The 18,719-nt window shown below is 73.0% G+C and carries 22 protein-coding genes; 12 read left to right on the forward strand and 10 right to left on the reverse strand.

The window, feature by feature from the left end:
* Window positions 1-53: 53 nt before the first annotated feature.
* Window positions 54-1,163, reverse strand: coding sequence for a ribosome small subunit-dependent GTPase A (gene rsgA / locus PSEJ31_RS0107955; protein WP_019399031.1), 1,110 nt, complete (start codon window positions 1,161-1,163; stop codon window positions 54-56).
* A 172-nt stretch (window positions 1,164-1,335) separates the two neighbouring features.
* Between rsgA and PSEJ31_RS0107960 the strand changes: the two genes are divergently transcribed.
* The 3 genes from PSEJ31_RS0107960 to PSEJ31_RS0107970 are packed head-to-tail and all read left to right on the forward strand — an operon-like array spanning window position 1,336 to window position 3,946.
* Window positions 1,336-2,607 carry a pyridoxal phosphate-dependent aminotransferase gene (locus PSEJ31_RS0107960; protein WP_028915156.1) on the forward strand — a complete coding sequence of 424 codons (1,272 nt, stop codon included), beginning with the start codon at window positions 1,336-1,338 and terminating at the stop codon, window positions 2,605-2,607.
* Window positions 2,608-2,609: 2 nt separating this feature from the next.
* Window positions 2,610-3,245, forward strand: a complete 636-nt coding sequence (locus PSEJ31_RS0107965; RefSeq protein ID WP_028915157.1) for an SGNH/GDSL hydrolase family protein — start codon at window positions 2,610-2,612, stop codon at window positions 3,243-3,245.
* Between the two features lie 29 nt (window positions 3,246-3,274).
* The gene (locus PSEJ31_RS0107970; RefSeq protein ID WP_026010615.1) at window positions 3,275-3,946 is read left to right on the forward strand and encodes a class I SAM-dependent methyltransferase; all 672 of its coding nucleotides are present in this window, start codon (window positions 3,275-3,277) and stop codon (window positions 3,944-3,946) included.
* A gap of 44 nt (window positions 3,947-3,990) precedes the next feature.
* On the opposite strand, the gene PSEJ31_RS0107975 is transcribed toward PSEJ31_RS0107970, so the two are convergent.
* The gene (locus tag PSEJ31_RS0107975) at window positions 3,991-4,767 is read right to left on the reverse strand and encodes a polysaccharide deacetylase family protein (protein ID WP_028915158.1); all 777 of its coding nucleotides are present in this window, start codon (window positions 4,765-4,767) and stop codon (window positions 3,991-3,993) included.
* Window positions 4,768-4,829: 62 nt separating this feature from the next.
* Here PSEJ31_RS0107975 and grxD point away from each other — a divergent pair, with 62 nt between their 5' ends.
* Entirely contained in the window at window positions 4,830-5,756 is a 927-nt protein-coding gene (grxD, locus tag PSEJ31_RS0107980; protein WP_028915159.1) for a Grx4 family monothiol glutaredoxin, read from the forward strand.
* Between the two features lie 59 nt (window positions 5,757-5,815).
* Here the strand turns inward: grxD and PSEJ31_RS0107985 are convergent, their stop codons facing one another.
* Window positions 5,816-6,352, reverse strand: a complete 537-nt coding sequence (locus PSEJ31_RS0107985) for a DUF924 family protein (RefSeq protein ID WP_028915160.1) — start codon at window positions 6,350-6,352, stop codon at window positions 5,816-5,818.
* 134 nt (window positions 6,353-6,486) lie between these two features.
* Between PSEJ31_RS0107985 and PSEJ31_RS0107990 the strand changes: the two genes are divergently transcribed.
* The 4 genes from PSEJ31_RS0107990 (at window position 6,487) to PSEJ31_RS0108005 (ending at window position 9,237) form a co-directional block, all read left to right on the forward strand.
* Window positions 6,487-7,113 (forward strand): 2-hydroxychromene-2-carboxylate isomerase, encoded by a 627-nt coding sequence (locus tag PSEJ31_RS0107990; RefSeq protein WP_028915161.1) that lies wholly within the window; start codon window positions 6,487-6,489, stop codon window positions 7,111-7,113.
* A gap of 85 nt (window positions 7,114-7,198) precedes the next feature.
* A complete protein-coding gene (locus PSEJ31_RS0107995; RefSeq protein WP_026010614.1) occupies window positions 7,199-8,140 on the forward strand; it encodes a DegV family protein in 942 nt (313 codons plus the stop codon).
* Window positions 8,141-8,207: 67 nt separating this feature from the next.
* Complete coding sequence (locus PSEJ31_RS0108000) at window positions 8,208-8,546, forward strand: hypothetical protein (RefSeq protein WP_026010613.1); 339 nt, start codon at window positions 8,208-8,210, stop codon at window positions 8,544-8,546.
* 13 nt (window positions 8,547-8,559) lie between these two features.
* Window positions 8,560-9,237 carry a hypothetical protein gene (locus PSEJ31_RS0108005; protein ID WP_019399021.1) on the forward strand — a complete coding sequence of 226 codons (678 nt, stop codon included), beginning with the start codon at window positions 8,560-8,562 and terminating at the stop codon, window positions 9,235-9,237.
* A gap of 3 nt (window positions 9,238-9,240) precedes the next feature.
* Here PSEJ31_RS0108005 and PSEJ31_RS0108010 read toward each other — a convergent pair whose 3' ends face one another.
* The 5 genes from PSEJ31_RS0108010 to frmR all read right to left on the reverse strand — a co-directional run bounded on the left by PSEJ31_RS0108010 (window position 9,241) and on the right by frmR (window position 12,903).
* Complete coding sequence (locus PSEJ31_RS0108010) at window positions 9,241-9,807, reverse strand: hypothetical protein (RefSeq protein WP_083852434.1); 567 nt, start codon at window positions 9,805-9,807, stop codon at window positions 9,241-9,243.
* Between the two features lie 82 nt (window positions 9,808-9,889).
* Window positions 9,890-10,741 carry an S-formylglutathione hydrolase gene (gene fghA, locus PSEJ31_RS0108015; protein WP_028915162.1) on the reverse strand — a complete coding sequence of 284 codons (852 nt, stop codon included), beginning with the start codon at window positions 10,739-10,741 and terminating at the stop codon, window positions 9,890-9,892.
* 12 nt (window positions 10,742-10,753) lie between these two features.
* Window positions 10,754-11,455 carry an NAD(P)H-binding protein gene (locus PSEJ31_RS0108020; RefSeq protein WP_019399018.1) on the reverse strand — a complete coding sequence of 234 codons (702 nt, stop codon included), beginning with the start codon at window positions 11,453-11,455 and terminating at the stop codon, window positions 10,754-10,756.
* 3 nt (window positions 11,456-11,458) lie between these two features.
* Window positions 11,459-12,568 (reverse strand): S-(hydroxymethyl)glutathione dehydrogenase/class III alcohol dehydrogenase, encoded by a 1,110-nt coding sequence (locus PSEJ31_RS0108025; protein ID WP_019399017.1) that lies wholly within the window; start codon window positions 12,566-12,568, stop codon window positions 11,459-11,461.
* 59 nt (window positions 12,569-12,627) lie between these two features.
* A complete protein-coding gene (gene frmR, locus PSEJ31_RS0108030) occupies window positions 12,628-12,903 on the reverse strand; it encodes a formaldehyde-responsive transcriptional repressor FrmR (RefSeq protein WP_019399016.1) in 276 nt (91 codons plus the stop codon).
* Window positions 12,904-13,037: 134 nt separating this feature from the next.
* On the opposite strand from frmR, the gene PSEJ31_RS0108035 reads away from it, so the two are divergent.
* Both PSEJ31_RS0108035 and PSEJ31_RS0108040 read left to right on the forward strand, forming a co-directional pair.
* Window positions 13,038-14,279 (forward strand): HD-GYP domain-containing protein, encoded by a 1,242-nt coding sequence (locus PSEJ31_RS0108035; protein ID WP_028915163.1) that lies wholly within the window; start codon window positions 13,038-13,040, stop codon window positions 14,277-14,279.
* Window positions 14,280-14,403: 124 nt separating this feature from the next.
* Window positions 14,404-14,826, forward strand: coding sequence for a hypothetical protein (locus PSEJ31_RS0108040; protein ID WP_028915164.1), 423 nt, complete (start codon window positions 14,404-14,406; stop codon window positions 14,824-14,826).
* 33 nt (window positions 14,827-14,859) lie between these two features.
* Here the strand turns inward: PSEJ31_RS0108040 and PSEJ31_RS0108045 are convergent, their stop codons facing one another.
* Entirely contained in the window at window positions 14,860-16,248 is a 1,389-nt protein-coding gene (locus PSEJ31_RS0108045; RefSeq protein WP_306460558.1) for a glutamate--cysteine ligase, read from the reverse strand.
* A 135-nt stretch (window positions 16,249-16,383) separates the two neighbouring features.
* Between PSEJ31_RS0108045 and PSEJ31_RS0108050 the strand changes: the two genes are divergently transcribed.
* Window positions 16,384-17,097 carry a VIT family protein gene (locus PSEJ31_RS0108050; protein ID WP_037034807.1) on the forward strand — a complete coding sequence of 238 codons (714 nt, stop codon included), beginning with the start codon at window positions 16,384-16,386 and terminating at the stop codon, window positions 17,095-17,097.
* Window positions 17,098-17,113: 16 nt separating this feature from the next.
* On the opposite strand, the gene yihA is transcribed toward PSEJ31_RS0108050, so the two are convergent.
* Window positions 17,114-17,716, reverse strand: a complete 603-nt coding sequence (gene yihA, locus PSEJ31_RS0108055; RefSeq protein ID WP_019399011.1) for a ribosome biogenesis GTP-binding protein YihA/YsxC — start codon at window positions 17,714-17,716, stop codon at window positions 17,114-17,116.
* Between the two features lie 147 nt (window positions 17,717-17,863).
* Between yihA and PSEJ31_RS0108060 the strand changes: the two genes are divergently transcribed.
* On the forward strand, window positions 17,864-18,652 hold the full coding sequence (locus PSEJ31_RS0108060) for a c-type cytochrome (protein ID WP_019399010.1): 789 nt from the start codon (window positions 17,864-17,866) through the stop codon (window positions 18,650-18,652).
* Window positions 18,653-18,719 lie beyond the last annotated feature (67 nt).

Here is an 18,719-nt window from a genome sequence, read left to right on the forward strand (position 1 = left end):
CTCGGCGGCGCATGGGGCCCGGGTGCCCCGCCCGCACCGTACCGCAAACCCGGCTAGCGCCGCGGGCGCGGGGCCGGACGCCTGCGCCCGGCAGGGCCGCGGGCCTCGTTCTTCTGCGCCAGGCGCTGGGCCAGGCGCGCGGCGGCACCGGCCACCTCCTCGCGCAGCTTGAGGTAGTTGGCCAGGCGCTTCGGGTCCAGGGTGCCGGCCTCGATCGCGGCCAGCACCGCGCAGCCGGGCTCGTTGCGGTGGCTGCAGTCGTTGAAGCGGCACTGGGTGGCCAGCTCCTCGATGTCGCCGAACCCGCCGTCGGCCAGCTCCTCCTCGCCGGTGGGCTTGAGCTCGCGCATGCCGGGGGTGTCGACCAGGCAGGCGCCGGAGGGCAGCGCGATCAGCGCACGGTAGGTGGTGGTGTGGCGGCCGCGCGAGTCGTGGGCGCGCACCTGGCCGGTCTTCATCCGCTCCTCGCCCAGCAGGGTGTTGGTGAGGGTCGACTTGCCGGCGCCGGAGGAACCGACCAGGACCACGGTCAGGCCTGGCGCCAGCCACGGGGCCAGCTGTGCCGCGGCGCCGCCGTCGCGGGCGTTGAGCGCCAGCACCGGCACGCCCTGGGCGCGCACGCCGGCCAGCGCTTCCAGCGCGGCTTCCGGATCGGCCCCTTCCAGGTCGGCCTTGGTCAGCACCACCACCGGTTGCACTCCGCCGCCGCCGACCAGCAGCAGGTAGCGCTCGATCCGGCGCGGGTTGAAGTCCGCGTCCAGGCCGCAGACCACGAAGGCGGTGTCGACGTTGGCCGCGATCACCTGCTGCTGGTAGTGCTCGCCGGCGGCGGCGCGCTTGATCGCGGTGCGCCGCGGCAGCAGGGCGAGGATGCGGCGGCCGTCGTGCAGCACCCAGTCGCCGACCGCGGCGCGCTCGTGCGCCGGCACGCCATCGGGGCGGAACACCGGGCGGCGCATCCATTCCGGCGGTGACTCGGCGCGGAAGCCGGCGTCCGGCGCGTCGGCCAGCACGTAGCCGGTGCGGTGCTGCTCGCTGACCCGGGCCGGGCGGGCCTGCGGATGCGCCTGGAACAGGGCCTGCCAGGCCGGGTCCTCGGGCGGGCCGGCCCAGGGCCAGCCAATCCGTTGCAGGGCGGTGTAGTCGGGTCCGGGGAGGTTCATCGGCAGGCATTGTAGTGCCCGGCCGGTTGGCGGCAGTGGCGGCGCGCCGGGTTGCTGGCGCTGCCAGCTTCCGTTTCGACCGAAACGGCCGCCAGGACTGGGCTTGCGGTCCCACCGGGGGGCGTTTTTTTCGATACCATGCCAGACCTTGCCACGCCCGCTGGGCCCTGCCATGCCGTTCACCGAAAAAACGCTCGCGGTGCGCGAGCGACTGTCGGAAGTCCGCTACGAGATCCGCGGCGAGCTCAACCGGCGAGCGCATGCGCTCGAGGCAGCAGGACGCAAGCTGATCAAGCTCAACATCGGCAACCCGGGCGCGTTCGGCTTCCGCGCGCCGGAGCACCTGCAGCAGGCGATCATCCGCGACATCGACAACACCGACCCGTACACCCACCAGCTGGGCCTGCCGGCCGCGCGCGAGGCGCTGGCCGCGGCCTACCGCAAGCGCGGCGCGCCGCACGTGGATACCGAGCGGGTGTTCGTCGGCAACGGCGTGTCCGAACTGATCGACATGACCCTGCGCGCCCTGCTCAACCCGGGCGACGAGGTGCTGGTGCCCTCGCCGGACTACCCGCTGTGGTCGGCCGCCACCATCCTCAACGACGGCCGCCCGGTGTACTACCGCTGCACGCCGGAGAACGGCTTCATGCCCGACCCGGTGGAGGTGGAAGCGCTGGTCTCCGCGCGCACCCGGGCGATCGTGCTGATCAACCCGAACAACCCCACCGGCGCGGTGTACCCGCGCGCGCTGCTGGAGCGGCTGGTGGACATCGCCCGCCGCCACAACCTGCTGCTGCTGGTGGACGAGATCTACGACCAGGTGCTGTACGACGGCGCCGAGTTCGTGCCGACCGCGCCGATCGCCGGCGACCACCCGTGCATCACCTTCTCCGGCCTGAGCAAGGTGCACCGCGCCTGCGGCTGGCGCGTGGGCTGGGCGGTCCTCACCGGTTCGCACGCCCGCACCGCCGAGTACCGCAATGCGCTGGACCTGCTGTCCGGCCTGCGCCTGTGCGCCAACGTCGGCGGCCAGTACGCGATCGAGGCGGCGGTCAACGGTCCGGACACCATCAGCGCGCTGTGCGCCCCGGGCGGACGCCTGTACGAGACCCGCCGCGCGGTGGTCGAGGCCTGCGCCGCCAGCGAGCACCTGCGCCTGATCGAGCCCAAGGGCGCGCTGTACGCCTTCCCCTCGGTGGTGGGCGCGGCCGCGCGCGGCTTCGACGACCACCAGTTCGCACTGGAGCTGCTGGAGACCGAGGACGTGCTGATCGTGCCGGGCAGCAGCTTCAACGTCCCCTACCGCGACCACTTCCGCGTGACCCTGCTGCCGGAAGCCGGGCTGATGCGCGAGGTGTTCGCGCGCATCGACCGGGCGCTGTCGCGGCGCGCCGAGCTCAACACCAAGGTCGTGCCGCTGAAGGCGCGGAACGCGGCGGCGTAAGCGTGGCGCAAGGCTTCCTCGCCCTGGGCGATTCCTACACGATCGGGGAAGGCATCGCGGCGGACGGGCGCTGGCCGGTGCAGCTGGCCGCGCTGCTGCGCGCCGAAGGGCTGGACGTGGGCCAGCCGCGGATCATCGCCACCACCGGCTGGACCACGGATGAGCTGGACGCCGGCATCGATGCCGCCCACGCGCAGGCGCCGATCCCGGCCGACCACGCCCTGGTCAGCCTGCTGGCAGGCGTGAACGACCAGTACCGCGGGCTGGAGCCGGATGGCTTCCGCACCCGCTTCGCCGCCCTGCTGCGGCGCGCGGCCGGCTTCGCCGGCGGCGATCCGGCGCGGGTGCTGGTGCTGGCGATCCCGGACTGGGGCGTGACCCCGTTCGCCTTCGCCCAGGGCCGCGACCGCGCCCTGGTCGCCACCCAGATCGACGCCTTCAACGCCATCTGCCGGGAAGAAGCCGCGCGCGCGGGCGCGCACTGGGTCGACATCGGCCCGGTCAGCCGCGCACGCGGCGCCGAGCCTGGCATGCTGGCCGACGACGGCCTGCACCCCTCGGCCGCCCTGTATACCCTGTGGGCACGGCTGGCATTGCCGGCCGCCCGCGCCATCCTGCAAGGCAGGAGTACCCCTTGAACGCGATGCCCCGACCCCAGCCGCGACCGCTGTCGCGGGACACCGCTGCGCGTATCGCCAGCAGCTTCCTGCCCGGCACCCTGCTGGGCAACCGCTACCACTACTACTACGCCCGGGCGAAGCTGCGCAGCGACCCGCTGTACCCGGGCGTGTGCGCGGCCCTGCGCGACGCCGCCGGCCCGCTGCTGGACCTGGGCTGCGGCATCGGCCTGCTGGCCCACGCCCTGCAGCACGAGGGCATCGCCCTGCGCTACTTCGGCGTGGACAACGACCACCGCAAGATCGCCTCGGCGCGCCGCGCCGCCGCCCGCGCCGGGCTGGTCGACGCCGGCTTCGAGGCGCTGGACCTGTCGCAGGCGCTGCCGCCGCACCGCGGCAGCGTGGCGATCCTGGACGTGCTGCAGTTCCTGCAGCCGCAGCGCCAGGCCGAGGTGGTCGACGCCATGGTCGCCATGCTCGAGCCGGGCGCGAAGCTGGTGATCCGCACCGGCCTGGACGACGGCAGCCGCCGCGCCCGCATCACCCGCACCACCGACGTGTTCGCGCGCCTGGTGGGCTGGATGAACGCCGCGCCGATCCACTACCCGGACGCGGACATGCTGAGGAAGCGTTTCGACGCCGCCGGCCTGCGCAGCGAGTTCTCGCCGCTGGCCGGCGACACCCCGTTCAACAACTGGCTGGTCGTCGCCACGCGCGACTGAGCCCTCGCCGGCAGCCGCCGCCCCCGACGGCGGCGGCCGGGCGCTCACTCCGGGATGACGCTGGCGTAGCCCTGCTCGCGCAGCAGGCACAGCGCCGCCTCGACGATCTCCACGCTGCGCCCGTGCGGCGCGCCCTCGTGCAGCAGCACGATCGCGCCCGGGCCTAGCCCGCGCTGCAGCCGCTGCAGCACCCGCACCACGTCGCCGTCCACCGCGTCGTAGCCGCGCACGCTCCAGGCCGCGCGCGCCAGCCCCAGCCGCCGCAGCGGCGCGGCCAGGAACGGATTGGTGTGGCCGGCCACCGCGCGGAACCAGCGCGGCGGCTGCCCGGCCAGTTCGCCGAGCACGGCCTGGGCGCGTTCCACCTGCGCGGCCATGGCGCGCGGGCCGAGCGCCCAGAACCAGGCCTGCGGATGGCTCCAGGTGTGGTTGGCGACGCCGTGGCCGCGGCGCAGGATCTCGCGCACCAGCTCCGGCCGCGCCTGGGCGCGCTGCCCGACCAGGAAGAAGGTGGCCTGCATGCCGTGGCGGTCCAGCGCGTCGAGGATCGCCGGGGTGTCGTCCGAGGGGCCGTCGTCGATGGTCAGCCAGACCTGGCGTTCGTCGCCCGGCAGGCGCGACAGCGCCGGCGCGTACAGCGTGGCCCGCGGCAGGAACACCGGCACGATGAAGGCCGCGTGCGACAGCAGCAGGGCCGGCAGGCCCCAGCGCCAGCCGGCCACCCACCACAGCCCCGCCACCGCCAGCTGCGAGGCGGCCAGCCAGGCCAGCCAGGCATGCGGCCGGTGCGGGGTGCGATGCAGTGTTGTCGGGCGGCTCATCGCCGCATCATGCCACGCGGCGTAGAATGCAGGCCCCTGAAAAATCCGTGGTGAGCCCCCGCATGTCCCTGGATCCCGCCCTGCGTTCGCGCATCGAGTCGCTGCTGCAAGCCAACCGCGTCGTGCTGTTCATGAAGGGCCAGCCGGGCATGCCGCAGTGCGGCTTCTCGGCCAAGGCCAGCGGCATCCTGGAGGACCTGGGCGTGGAGTACGCCCACGTCAACGTGCTGGCCGACCAGGAGATCCGCGAGGGCATCAAGGTCTACGGCAACTGGCCGACCATCCCGCAGCTGTACATCGACGGCGAGCTGGTCGGCGGCAGCGACATCATCGAGCAGCTGGCCTCCAGCGGCGAGCTGTCGCAGATGCTGGGCCTGCCCGCGCCGGACCGCACCCCGCCGCAGGTCACCGTGACCGAGGCCGCCGCCGAGAAGCTGCGCGGCGCCCTGGCCAGCGAGCCGGGCGCGGCGCTGGCGCTGTCGATCGACGTGCGCTTCCAGCCGCGCTTCCAGATCGTGCCGCGCAACGACAGCGCCATCGCGGTGGAAACCCAGGGCCTGCGCATCCAGTTCGACCTGTCCAGCGCGCGCCGCGCCAACGGCATCACCATCGACTGGGTGGACGACTTCCGCGGCCAGGGCCTGGCCATCGACAACCCCAACGCGCCCAAGCCGGTGCAGGCGATCACCCCGGCCGAGGCCGAGCGCCAGGTCGGCACCGGCGAGCTGGTGCTGGTGGACGTGCGTCCGCCCGAGGAACGCGCGATCGCCTCGCTGCCGGTGCCGCACCGCACCCTGGACGGCGACGGCCGCCCGGCGCTGGAAGCCCTGCCCAAGGACACCCGCCTGGCCTTCATCTGCCACCACGGCGGCCGCAGCGCGCAGGCCGCGGAGGAGTTCCGCGCCAAGGGCTTCACCGCGGTGTTCAACGTGGAAGGAGGCATCGACCGCTGGGCACAGGAAGTCGACGGCGGCATCCCGCGCTACTGAGCGCGCGGCGCCAGCCAGCTGGCGGCGGCCGCGGCCGCCCTTTTCCGTTTGCGCCGCCGCTAGAACCCGCCGCCGGCGTCGAGCCAGGCCTGCTCCTCCGGCGTGCTGGTGCGCCCCAGGGCGCGGTTGCGGTGCGGGAAGCGGCCGAAGCGCGCGATTACCTCGCAGTGGGCGATGGCGTAGTCCAGGTAGAGCTTGTCGCCGAGGGCGGTGAACAGTTCCACCGAATGGTCCTGGTCGGCCGGGTCCTCGGAGTGCTCCAGGGGCAGGTAGAAGAACGCGCGCAGCGCCGGTTCGACCTGCCGGTCGTGGCCGGCCTGCAGCGCGCGCAGCGCGTAGTGCCGCGCCAGGCCGTCGGTGGCGAAGGCGTGGCCGCTGCCGCGGAACACGTTGCGCGGGATCTGGTCGAGCAGGATCAGCAGGGCCAGGGCCCCTTCCGCCGTCCCCAGCCAGTGCTCGCACTCGCCGCGCGCCGCCGCCAGGTGCGCCTGCAGGAAGCGCGCCTCGCACTGGCGGTCGAACGCCTCGCCGCCGTTGAACCACGCCTGCTGCCCGGCCTGGCGCCAGAACTCCACCACTTCGCCCGCGCTTGCCATTGCATCCTCCTCGGTCGTCGCCCCCCGAGCATGCGCCATCGGCCATGCACGCGGCGACAGCACCGCGGCAACGCAGCGTGGCGCCGGGCGCTGCTGCCGGCATCATCATGCGCACGTCCCGCAGGAGCCGCCCGATGACGCCACGCTGGTACTTCGACTTCGTCTCCCCGTTCTCCTACCTGCACTGGCAGAAGATGCGGCCGCTGGTGCAGGCGGGCCGGGTGCAGCCGGTGCCGGTGGTGTTCGGCGCGGTGCTGGCCGCGCTGGGCAACCTGGGGCCGGCGGAAATCCCACGCAAGCGCGAATTCATCTACCGCCAGGTGCTGTGGCAGGCGCGGCGCGAGGGGGTGCCGCTGGTGTTCCCGCTGGCGCATCCGTTCAATCCGTTGCCCGCATTGCGCTTGTGCGTTGCGGCAAACATCCGCCCCGAGGCGATCGACGCGATCTTCGACGCGATCTGGCGCCAGGGCCTGGATGGCAGCCCGGCGGCGCTGGCGGAGGCCGGGCGCGGGCTCGGCATCGAGGACGTGGCCGCGGCGATCGGGGCGCCCGCGGTGAAGCAGAAGCTGCGCGAGCTAACCGATTCAGCCCTGGCGGCCGGCGTGTTCGGCGTGCCCACGCTGGAGGTGGACGGCGGCCTGTTCTGGGGCAACGACAGCCACGAGCTCATGCTGGCGGTGCTCGAGGACCCCGGACTGCTGCGCGAGGGCCCCCTGGCGGAGATCGGGAAGCTGCCGGTGGGGATCCTGCGCAAGCGCTGACCACCCCGCTTCCGGCAGTCGCAAGCCGCCGGATTCTGCGATAGGGTTCACGCCGCTCCGCGTGCAGGACGCCTGGGAGGGCCCAATGCGCATAGGGATAGTCGTCGATTCGGCCTGCGATCTGCCGGCCTCGTTCATCAGCGAACACGGGATCGTGGTCATGCCGATCACGGTCCGCATCGGCAACGCCGTGCTCGAGGACCGGCGCGACGAGAAGGCCACCCTGGCCTTCCTGCACGCGCACGTGGCCGAGCGCGGCCACGAGGCGGAGACCACGCCGCTGAGCGTGGAACAGATCCGCGACCTGTTCCTGCAGCGCCTGGTGATCGACTACGACCACGTCTTCTGCCTGACCATCTCGCGCCTGCGCAGCCAGATCCACGACAACGCGCTGCAGGCCAGCTACGCCATCCTCAACGAGTACAAGCCGGTGCGCCAGGCCGCCGGGATCACCACCCCGTTCGCGCTGCGGGTGATCGACTCGCTCAACCTGTTCGTCGGCCAGGCGATCACCGCGGTGGAGGCGGTGCGCATGCGCGCCGCCGGCGCCGGCGTGGCGCAGATGCGCGCGCGGCTGGAGGAAATGGCGCAGCACACCTGCGGCTTCATGATCCCGCGCGACCTGTACTACCTGCGCAACCGCGCCCGCACCAAGGGCGACCGCAGCGTCGGCCTGCTCAGCGCCGCGCTGGGCTCGGCGCTGGACATCAAGCCGGTGATCCGCGCCTGGCGCGGCACCACCGAGCCGGTGGGCCGGGTGAAGGGCTTCGAGGCGGCCACCGAGAAGATGTTCGAGATGGCCTGCCAGCGCGTGCGCAGCGGCCTGCTCACCCCGACCGTCAGCGTCTGCTACGGCGGCGACCTGGCCGAGCTGCACGGCCTGCCCGGCTACGCCCGCCTGCTCGACACCTGCCTGGACCACGGCGTGGAGGTGTTCGAGAGCATGATGAGCCTGACCGGCATGGTGAACGTGGGCAAGGGCGCGGTGGCGGTGGCCTACGCCTCCACCGACGCCAGCTTCGGCTGAGCCGGCGGCCACGGCCGCTTCGCGCCGGCGCTGCTAGATTGTCCGCTCCCGCCCGCAGGAGCCGCCGATGCCCGTCCGTTACGTGATCCGCCTGCCCGAGCCGGCCGCCGCGCGCGGCAGCGAGCCGTCGCTGTCGTTCACCGCCAACGGCTACGAAGCCTTCGCCGAACAGCTGCAGGATGCGCTGCGCTCGCCGGCGCTGTTCGAGCGCTGGCGGCAGATGCAGCCGGAACCGGACGAGGTGGACCCGGCGCTGGGCGCGACCGATCCGCAGGCCACGGTCGAAGGCCGGCGCGAGGACATGTCGGTCTACCTCACCGCCACCACCTCCCTGCCCGGCGAGATCCTGCGCCACCGCCTGCGCCTGCTGGCCGGTTCGCGCTGGGAACTGCGCGACGTGCGCTGAGCCTGCCACGGCGATGGCGGCACGCATCCCGGTCCTGCTGGCCTGGAGCGGCGGCAAGGACGCGGCCTGGACCCTGCACATGCTGCGGCAGTCGGCCACCCACCAGGTGGTCGGCCTGCTGTCGACCGTCAGCGCTGGCCGCGCTTCGATGCAGGGAGTACGGGTGGAGGTACTGCGCGCGCAGGCCGCGGCCGCCGGCCTGCCGCTGCTGGAGGTGGAACTGCCGCCGGCCTGCGAGAACGCGGCCTACGGCGCGGCCATGGCCGGCGCGCTGGACGCGGCCGCGCGGCGCTGGCCCGGGCTGCGCACCATGGCCTTCGGCGACCTGTTCCTGGAGGACATCCGCGCCTGGCGCCGGCAGCAGCTGGAAAGCCTGGACTGGGAGCTGCTCACCCCGCTGTTCCGCTTCGACACCGCGTTGCTGGCGCGGCGCATGCTCGACGCCGGCCTGCGCGCGCGGGTGTGCTGCGTGGATACGCAGCAACTGGACGCGCGCTTCCGCGGCCGCGCCTTCGATGCGGCCCTGCTCGAGGAACTGCCGGCGGGAGTGGATCCGTGCGGCGAGAACGGCGAGTTCCACACCTGCGTTTGGGCCGGGCCGATGTTCGCCACGCCGCTGGAGCTGGAGCACGCCGGCGACAGCATCGAAGCCGGGCGCTTCGCGCGCACCGACTTCGCGCTGCGGGAGTGACGCTCAGAAGCCCGTGGCCGCGGCCGGATCGCACTCGCGGCGCAGGAAGTCCAGCGCCGCGTGCACCCGCGAAGCCATCTCGCTGCCTTCCAGGTGAAGCACCGCGTCGTGCTGCTCGCCGGCAAAGCGCAGGTACACGCGCGAGCCGTCCTGGCGCAGGGCGCGGATCGAGCCGAAGTGCAGGCCATCCGGGCTGCCGACGTGGTCGTCGCCGGCCATCGCCGCGAAGCCGGCCTCGGTCGCCTCGCCGGTGGCCGGGTCGCGCACGGTCAGCCAGGTGTTGGCGATCTCGCCGATCAGGTAGGAGCGGCAGTGCGCCACCGGGTCGGCGTCGACGATCGGCGGCAGCGGCTCGAACTCGGCGCGCAGGCCGTCGCGGCGGGCCTTGGCCAGGACCTCGCTCATCATCGTCGACAGATAGCGGTTGCCCGGCAGCACCTGGCGCAGGAATTCCTGCGCGCCGGCCACCGTGCGCTGCGGCGCGGCGCCGCCCTCGGCCGCGGCCGCGCCGGCGGCCGTGGCCAGCAGCGCCACCGCCAGTGCATACCCGTAATGACTCCTGCCCCGCATGCGTCTCCCCCCTGGTCGGCGTCCATGTGGCGCAACCATGCCACACGGCCGCCGCGGGGGTCATGCTGCGGCGCCGGCGCGCTCAGCCGCGCGGCACCCCGGCCTGGCCGCGCAGGGCCGCGGCATGGTGCGCCAGGTGCTCGCCGATGAAGCTGGCGATGAAGTAGTAGCTGTGGTCGTAGCCCGGATGCATGCGCAAGGTCAGCGGATGCCCTGCCGCCGCGGCCGCGGCCTGCAGCAGCTGCGGGCGCAGCTGGAGCTCGAGGAACTCGTCGTCCGCGCCCTGGTCCACCAGCAGCGGCAGCTTCTCCGCGGCGCCGCCCAGCAGCTCGCAGGCGTCCCACTGCTTCCAGGCCGCGTGGTCCGCGCCCAGATAGGCGCCGAACGCCTTCTCGCCCCACGGCACCTGGCTGGGCGCGACGATCGGCGAGAACGCCGAGACGCTGCGGTAGCGCCCGGGATTGCGCAGCGCGCAGACCAGGGCGCCGTGGCCGCCCATCGAATGGCCACTGATGGCGCGTTCGCCGGTCACCGGGAACTGCGCCTCGACCAACGCCGGCAGCTCGTGCACCACGTAGTCGTGCATGCGGTAGTGGCGCGCCCAGGGCTCGCGGGTGGCGTTGAGGTAGAAGCCGGCGCCCTTGCCCAGGTCGTAGCCTTCGGCATCGGCCACGTCCTCGCCGCGCGGGCTGGTGTCCGGGCAGACGATGGCGATCCCGTGCTCGGCCGCGTAGCGCTGCGCGCCGGCCTTGGTGATGAAGTTCTGCTCGGTGCAGGTCAGGCCGGACAGCCAGTACAGCACCGGCACCCGGCGTTCGGCCGCCTGCGGCGGCAGGTAGATGGCGAAGCTCATCGTGCAGCCGAGCACGGACGACGCGTGGCGGTAGACGTCCTGCCAGCCTCCGAAGCAGGCGCGGTGTTCGATGCATTCCATGGTTACCTCTCCTTATGCGTTCCGGTGCGGCGCGGCGGATGCGCCCTGCATGCGCGCCGATCCGAGGATGGTGTGGCCGCTTGCGCGCGGCACTTCGGCGGCCAGCGCGGCAGCGACGTCTTCGGCGGTGATGGCACGCAGCTGCCCCGGCAGCAGCGGACGCAACCAGCGGTCCAGGCGCGCGGCCAGGTGCTCGCCGCGGCGATGCGGCTGGCCCAGGCGGGCGCGGTCGCCCAGCAGCAGCGCCGGCCGCGCGACCACCAGTGCATCCAGCGGCAACGCGGCCAGCGCCTGCTCCAGTTCGCCCTTGGTGCGGTTGTAGAACACCGGCGACCGGGGATTGGCGCCCATCGCGCTGACCAGCCCGATGCGGCGCACGCCGGCCTCCAGCGCCGCGCGCGCCACCGCCAGGCTGGCGTCGAAGTCCACCGCCCGGAACGCCTCGCGCGTGCCGGCCACGGCAATGGTGGTGCCCAGTGCCAGGTAGGCCTCGCCGGCTGCCGGCAACGGCGGCAGGCGCGCGAAGTCGACCACGTGCAGCTGGAGCTTCGGGTGCCGCAATTGCAGCGGGCGGCGGACCAGGGCGTGCACCGCGGCCACCTGCGGATCGGCGCACAGGCGCGCGAGCAGCGCGCGCCCGACCAGGCCGCTGGCACCGGCCACCAGCGCGATCCTCGCGCCGGTGGCCATGGCATTGGCGCCCGCCGGCTGCATCGCTCAATAGTGGATGACGGTGCGGATCGACTTGCCCTCGTGCATCAGGTCGAAGGCCTCGTTGATCCGCTCCAGCGGCAGGGTGTGGGTGATGAAGGGCGCCAGCTCGATCTTGCCGGCCATCGCGTCCTCGACCATGCCCGGCAGCTGGCTGCGGCCCTTCACGCCACCGAAGGCGGTGCCCATCCACTTGCGGCCGGTCACCAGCTGGAACGGACGGGTGCTGATCTCCTTGCCCGCGCCGGCCACGCCGATGATCACGCTCTGGCCCCAGCCGCGGTGCGCGCATTCCAGCGCCGCGCGCATCACCTCGACGTTGCCGATGCACTCGAAGCTGTGGTCCACGCCCCAGCCGGTCATCTCCACGATCACCTGCTGGATGGGCTTGTCGTGGTCCTTCGGGTTGACGCACTCGGTGGCGCCCATCTGCCGCGCCAGTTCGAACTTGGCCGGGTTGGTGTCGATGGCGATGATGCGGCCGGCCTTGGCCTGCCGGGCGCCCTGGATCACCGCCAGGCCGATCGCGCCGAGGCCGAACACGGCCACCGAATCGCCTTCCTGCACCCTGGCGGTGTTGTGCACGGCGCCGATGCCGGTGGTCACGCCGCAGCCCAGCAGGCAGGTGTGTTCCGGGTTGGCCTGCGGGTTGACCTTGGCCAGCGAGACCTCGGCGACCACGGTGTACTCGGAGAAGGTCGAGCAACCCATGTAGTGGTAGATCGGCTGGCCGTTGTAGGAGAAGCGGGTGGTGCCGTCGGGCATCACGCCCTTGCCCTGGGTGGCGCGCACCGCCACGCACAGGTTGGTCTTGCCGCTCTTGCAGAACAGGCACTGCCCGCACTCGGCGGTGTACAGCGGGATGACGTGGTCGCCCGGCTTGACCGAGGTCACGCCCTCGCCCACCTCGACCACGATGCCGGCGCCCTCGTGGCCCAGCACCGCCGGGAACACGCCTTCCGGGTCCTCGCCGGAGAGGGTGAAGGCGTCGGTATGGCACAGCGCGGTATGGGTGATCTTCACCAGCACTTCGCCGGCCTTGGGCGGGGCGACGTCGATCTCGACGATCTGCAGCGGCTGGCCTGCGGCGAAGGCGACGGCGGCACGGGACTTCATGGGGAAACTCCTTTGGGACGGCGACGAACGGATCCGCCGGCGCTCCGGCGGAGGGGGAATCACTTGAGGTAGGAACGCACCAGCGCGGTCATCTCCGCGACCCGCGCCTGGCGCTGCTCGTCCGAGCCGGCGGCGTGGCCGAAGGTCTCGCGGATATGGGCCTCCATCACCTCGGACATCAGCCCGTTGACCGCGCCGCGGATGGCGGCGATCTGCTGCAGCACCGGGGCGCAGTCGGCGCCGGCCTCCAGCGCGCGCTCCAGCGCCTCGGCCTGGCCGCGGATGCGGCGCACGCGGGCCAGCACGCGCCGCTTTTCCTCGGGACTGTGGGGCATGGCCGGCCTCCTCTGATACTGGGGGATAGTATCAGCCAGGCCGCCGGCCGGCGAGCCGCCGCGGTGCTCAAGCCAGGCCACGTCCGGCCGATATGGCCCCCGGCACCCTGTCCCCCCAGAGCCGCCGGTCCACGATGCAGCGCACCATCCCCGTCCACCAGCTCCGCCCGGGCATGTACGTGCAGCGGGTCAACGGCGCCTGGCTCAAGCATCCGTTCTGGCGGACCTCGTTCCTCGCCACCGCGCGCGACATCGAGCGCCTGCAGGGCAGCGGGATCGAGACGGTGGACATCGACCCGGAGCGCAGCCTGCCGGAGGAAGACCCGGCCGAAGCGGCCGCGGAACCCGCCGCGGAACCCACGCCGCCTCCCGGCGCCGCCGGGACGACCGCCGGCGCGGAGGAAGATCCTGGCCCGCGCGGCGCGAGGGTGGCGCCGAAGGTCGACCTCGACGCCGAACTGACCCGGGCGCGCCGCATCTGCCAGGAGGGCCGCGAGGCGGTGGAGGCGATGTTCCAGGAAGTGCGCATGGGGCGCATGGTCGATGCCGCCTCGGTGCTGCCGCTGGCGCAGGAGATCTCCGCCTCGGTCGGCCGCCATCCCGGCGCGCTGATCGGCATCGCCCGGCTCAAGACCGCCGACGACTACACCTACCTGCACTCGGTGGCGGTCGGCGCGCTGATGTCCGCGCTTGCCCGCCAGCTGGGCCTGGACGAACAGGCCTGCCAGGCCGCCACCGTCGGCGGCCTGCTGCACGACCTGGGCAAGGCCTGCGTGCCGCTGGAGATCCTCAACAAGCCCGGGCGCCTGGAGCCGGATGAGATGGAGGTCATGCGCACCCACCCGGAGCATGGCGCGCGCCTGCTGCGCGAGGGCGGCGAGCACGACGACCGGATCCTGCACATGGTGCTGCACCACCACGAGCGCATGGACGGCACCGGCTACCCGGCCGGCCTGGCGGCCGCGCAGCTGCCGCTGCTGACGCGGATGAGCGCGGTGTGCGACGTGTACGACGCGATCACCTCCAACCGCCCCTACAAGGAAGGCTGGGATCCGGCCGAGGCGCTGCGGCGGATGGCCTCGTGGAAGGGCCACTTCGACCCGGTCGTGCTCAAGGCCTTCATCGCCAGCCTCGGCATCTATCCGGCCGGCAGCCTGGTGCGGCTGTCCAGCGACCGCCTGGCGGTGGTGCTGGAACAGCGGCCGGGCGACCTCACCCGGCCGCTGGTGCGGGTGTTCTATTCGGCGCGGCTGCGCTCGCACCTGCTGCTCGCCGACGTGGACCTGTCGGCGCCCGGCTGCAGCGAGCGCATCACCGGGATCGAATCGCCCCGCGAATGGGGCTTCCGCGACCTGCACAAGCTGTGGGCGCCTTGACCGCCGCGCCCGCGCGCGGGCGTTCGCCGATGCGCAAGAAAGTGTTCCGCCAGGTTGCCTGAGCAACCTTCGCCGGATCGCTATAGTCGTTGCTCCCCCGACCGCCACACTGCATGGAGCAACCGTGAGCGATTCCCCCCGCCCACCATCCGTCCTCCCGTTCCTGTGCGGCGCGGCCGCGGCGCTGGCCTTCGCCGCCGGCAGCAACACGCTGCCCAGCCGCGCCCCCGTGCCGGCCACGCCGCTGCCGGCCCCGGCGCCGGCGCGCGGCCAGGCCGGCCGCTTCGATGGCGCGGACCTGTGCCTGCGCGAAGCCGCCGCCCTGCTCCCGGCCGATACCGCGTTCCCGGAGATCGCCTCCTACTTCGACCAGGACGGCAGCCTGCAGCTGTGCACGGTCGACTACCAGGACCCGGCCGATCCGCAGCGGCGGATCGGGCACCGTTTCGACGTGGCCGGCGGCCGCTTCGGCCAGCCGTATGCCGGCGTGCTTCCGGCCCGGCACGAGCCCGGCCTGGCCCTGCCCGCGCTGGATGCAGGCAGGTAAGCGCGGCGCGGGCCTCCACGGCCCGCCCCGCCTTCAGTAGGCGAATTCGGCGAACACCCGGTCGATGTCGCCCTGCCACGGGCCGTGGAACAGTTCGAGCTTGCGCTCGGCCGGGGTCAGCCCGGACTCGGCGATTTCCATCAGGGTGTCGAGGAAGCGCGATTCGTCGATGCCGTCGGCATTGCGCGCGGCGCGCCGGCGCAGGCCGGCGGCGGAGATCTCCAGCGCCGCCAGCGCCAGCTCGCGCACGGTGGCGCCGCGGAACGGCAGCTTCAGCGCGTGCCTGGGCACGCCGTCGCGCAGGGCGTGGCGCTCCTCGCCGGTGAAGTCCTTGACCAGGTCCCAGGCCGCGTCCAGCGCCGCGTCGTCGTACAGCAGGCCGACCCAGAACGCCGGCAGCGCGCACAGCCGCGCCCACGGGCCGCTGTCGGCGCCGCGCATCTCCAGGTACTTCTTCAGCCGCACCTCGGGGAAGGCGGTGGTCATGTGGTCGGACCAGTCGCGCAGGGTCGGCAGCTTGCCCGGCAGCGCCGGCAGGCGGCCTTGCATGAAGTCGCGGAAGCTCTGCCCGCTGGCGTCGACGTAGGTGCCGTCGCGGTAGCTGAAGTACATCGGCACGTCGAGCAGGTAGTCGACGTAGCGCTCGTAGCCGAAGCCGTCCTCGAACACGAAGTCGAGCATGCCGGTGCGGTCCGGGTCGGTGTCGGTCCAGATGTGCGAGCGGTAGCTGAGGAAGCCGTTGGGCCGGCCCTCGCTGAACGGCGAATCGGCGAACAGCGCGGTGGCCACCGGCTGCAGCGCCAGCGACACCCGGAACTTCTTCACCATGTCCGCCTCGGAGGCGAAGTCCAGGTTGACCTGCACGGTGCAGGTGCGGGTCATCATGTCCAGGCCGAGGCCGCCGACCTTCGGCATGTAGGCGCGCATGATCCGGTAGCGGCCCTTGGGCATCCACGGCATGTCCTCGCGCCGCCACTTCGGCTGGAAGCCCATGCCGAGGAAGCCCAGCTGCAGCTCGTCGGCGACCTGGCGCACCTCGTCCAGGTGGGTGCCCAGCTCGACGCAGGTCTGGTGGATGGTCTCCAGCGGTGCCCCGGACAGCTCCAGCTGCCCGGCCGGCTCCAGGGTCACCGAGGCGCCGTCGCGCACCAGCGCGATCACCCGCTCCGGCTGCCCGTCCACGCTCTCGCGCACCGGCTGCCAGCCGAACCGGGCCAGCCCGGCCAGCAGCGCCTCGATCCCGCGCTCGCCGTCGAACGCCGGCGGCCGCAGGTCGTCCAGGCGGAAGCCGAACTTCTCGTGCTCGGTGCCGATGCGCCAGTCCGCGCGCGGGCGTTCGCCGCCGGCCAGGTATTCCACCAGCTGGTGGCGGCCGGTGACCGGGGTGTCGGCGACGTGGCTGGGACTCGACAAGGCTGGCACTCGCGCGGGGGAACTGTAGGGACCCGGCGCTGGCCGGAACGGGTGCGAACTATAGCGTGCCGCGGCGCACACCGATGTCGTACCGGTGGGCGTGCAGCTTTCCATGGCCGGGCTGGACTGGCATAAGCTGCCGCCATGCCACAGCCCCCGCAGCGCCACAGCCGCCAGCCCGAACTGCACCGTACCGACCGGGTGGGCTGGTTGCGCGCGGCGGTGCTCGGGGCCAACGACGGCATCGTCTCGGTATCCGGCGTGGTGGTGGGCGTGGCCGCCAGCGGCGCGGCGCCAGGCGCGATCCTGACCGCCGGCATCGCCGCGACCGTGGCCGGGGCGATGTCGATGGCCGCCGGCGAGTACGTGTCCGTGCAATCGCAGGCCGATACCGAGCAGGCGGACATGGCGATCGAGCGGCGCGAGCTGCAGGAGGACCCGCAGGCCGAGCTGGAGGAGCTGGCGCGGATCTACCAAGCGCGCGGGCTGGAACCGACGCTGGCGCGCCAGGTCGCCGAGCAGCTGACCGCGCACGACGCCCTGGCCGCGCACGCACGCGACGAACTGGGCATCAGCGAGAGCCTGCGCGCCCGCCCGGTGCAGGCGGCCGGGGCCTCGGCGGCGGCGTTCTGCGCCGGCGCGGCATTGTCGATCCTGGCCACGATCCTGGCGCCGCCGGCCAGCACCGGCCTGGTGGTCACCGCGACCACCCTGGTGGGCCTGCTGCTGTCCGGGGCCTGGGCCGCGCACATGGGCGGCGCGCCGCTGCTGCGCGGCGCCTTGCGCGTGGGGTTCTGGGGCGCGGCGGCGATGGCCGCGGCGCACCTGATCGGCGGGCTGTTCGACGTGCCGGTCTAGCCGGCGCAGTCCCGGCTCAGGCCAGTTCCAGCCAGCCGGCGACCACCGCGCGGGCTTCGTCCACGCCCTGCTTGCTCTCGCTGGAGAACGCCTGCACCCCGACCTGGCCGGCACCGGCCGCGGCCAGCTCGCGCCGAACCGCGGCCACCGCCTGCGCCTGCTGGCCACGGCCGAGCTTGTCGGCCTTGGTCAGCAGCGCGTGCGCGGGCAGGCCGCGGGCGATGGCGTAGTCGATCATCTGCCGGTCGTAGTCCTTGAGCGGATGGCGGATGTCCATCACCACCACCAGCCCGCGCAGGGCCTGGCGGCTACGGAACCAGCCGTCGAGGAAGCGCTCCCAGTGCGCCTTCATCTCCATCGGCACCTTGGCGTAGCCGTAGCCGGGCAGGTCGACCAGGTAACGCTCCGGTGCGACCTCGAAATAGACCAGCTGCTGGGTGCGGCCGGGGGTCTTGGACACCCGGGCCAGGGCGTTCTGCCGGGTCAGGGCGTTGAGCGCGCTGGACTTGCCCGCGTTGGAGCGGCCGGCGAACGCCACTTCGAAGCCGCCATCCGGCGGCAGCTGCGCGGGCGTGTGCGCCGAGCCCAGGTAGCGGGCCTTCTCGAGGGGATTGGACATGGGCATAGGATCGCATGCCCGGCCCCGGGTCGGGGCCGGGCGCGGTCCGGGCGGGGGTTTCGTTGACCGTCGCTGCCCGGCGCGGGGATAATCCCGACGTTTCGCGGCCGTCCAGGCCGCGCCGAATCGGGTTCCCGGAGCTCTAGCATGCGCCACGCTCGCGTTATCGCCCTTGCCGGACTGGCCGTCGCGGTCACCGCCGTCGCCGCCTACGCTGCACAGACCACGGTGGTGCCGATCCCGGACAACGAGCCGGTGCAGGAACAGCCGCTGGAGGTGGACCTGAGCAAGACCCACTGGGGCGATGCCGAGGCCGGTGCCACCGCCGCCACGACCTGCGCGGCCTGCCACGGCGCCGACGGCAACCCGTCCGATCCCATGTACCCGCGCCTGGCCGGCCAGAGCGAGCGCTACATCGCCCGCCAGCTGGCCCTGTTCGCCAGCGGCGAGCGCCACAGCGGCCTGGCCGCGGTGATGGTGCCGTTCGCCCAGTCCCTGACCCCGCAGCAGATGCGCGACGTCGGCGCCTACTTCGCCCGGCAGAAGTCCGGCGCCGGCGTGGCCGACGACGCCGAGATCACCACCGGCCCGTACGCCGGCATGAAGTTCTACGAGGTCGGCGAGAAGCTGTACCGCAGCGGCGACGCCGAGCGCGGCATCCCCGCCTGCATGGCCTGCCACGGCCCCAGCGGCGCCGGCAACCCGGGCCCGGCCTACCCGCACGTCGGCGGCCAGATGTCCGAGTACACCGCCCGCCGCCTGGAGGAGTTCCGCGCCGGCGTGACCAGCGAGCGCGACCCGGCCCTGTTCAACATCATGGCCAAGGTCGCCTCGAAGCTGACCGACGAGGAGATCGGCGCCCTGTCCAGCTACCTGCAGGGCCTGCACGACCGCGCCGACGACGTGGCCGCCGCCGGGGCCGCCGGCCGGCAGTGAACTTCCGCCACCGGCCGCGGTCGGAGTAAGCGTGGTCCCTCTCTGATTACCTTGCGCCGGCCCCCGA

The sequence above is a fragment of the Pseudoxanthomonas sp. J31 genome (genome assembly GCF_000510725.1).
GTDB lineage: Bacteria > Pseudomonadota > Gammaproteobacteria > Xanthomonadales > Xanthomonadaceae > Pseudoxanthomonas.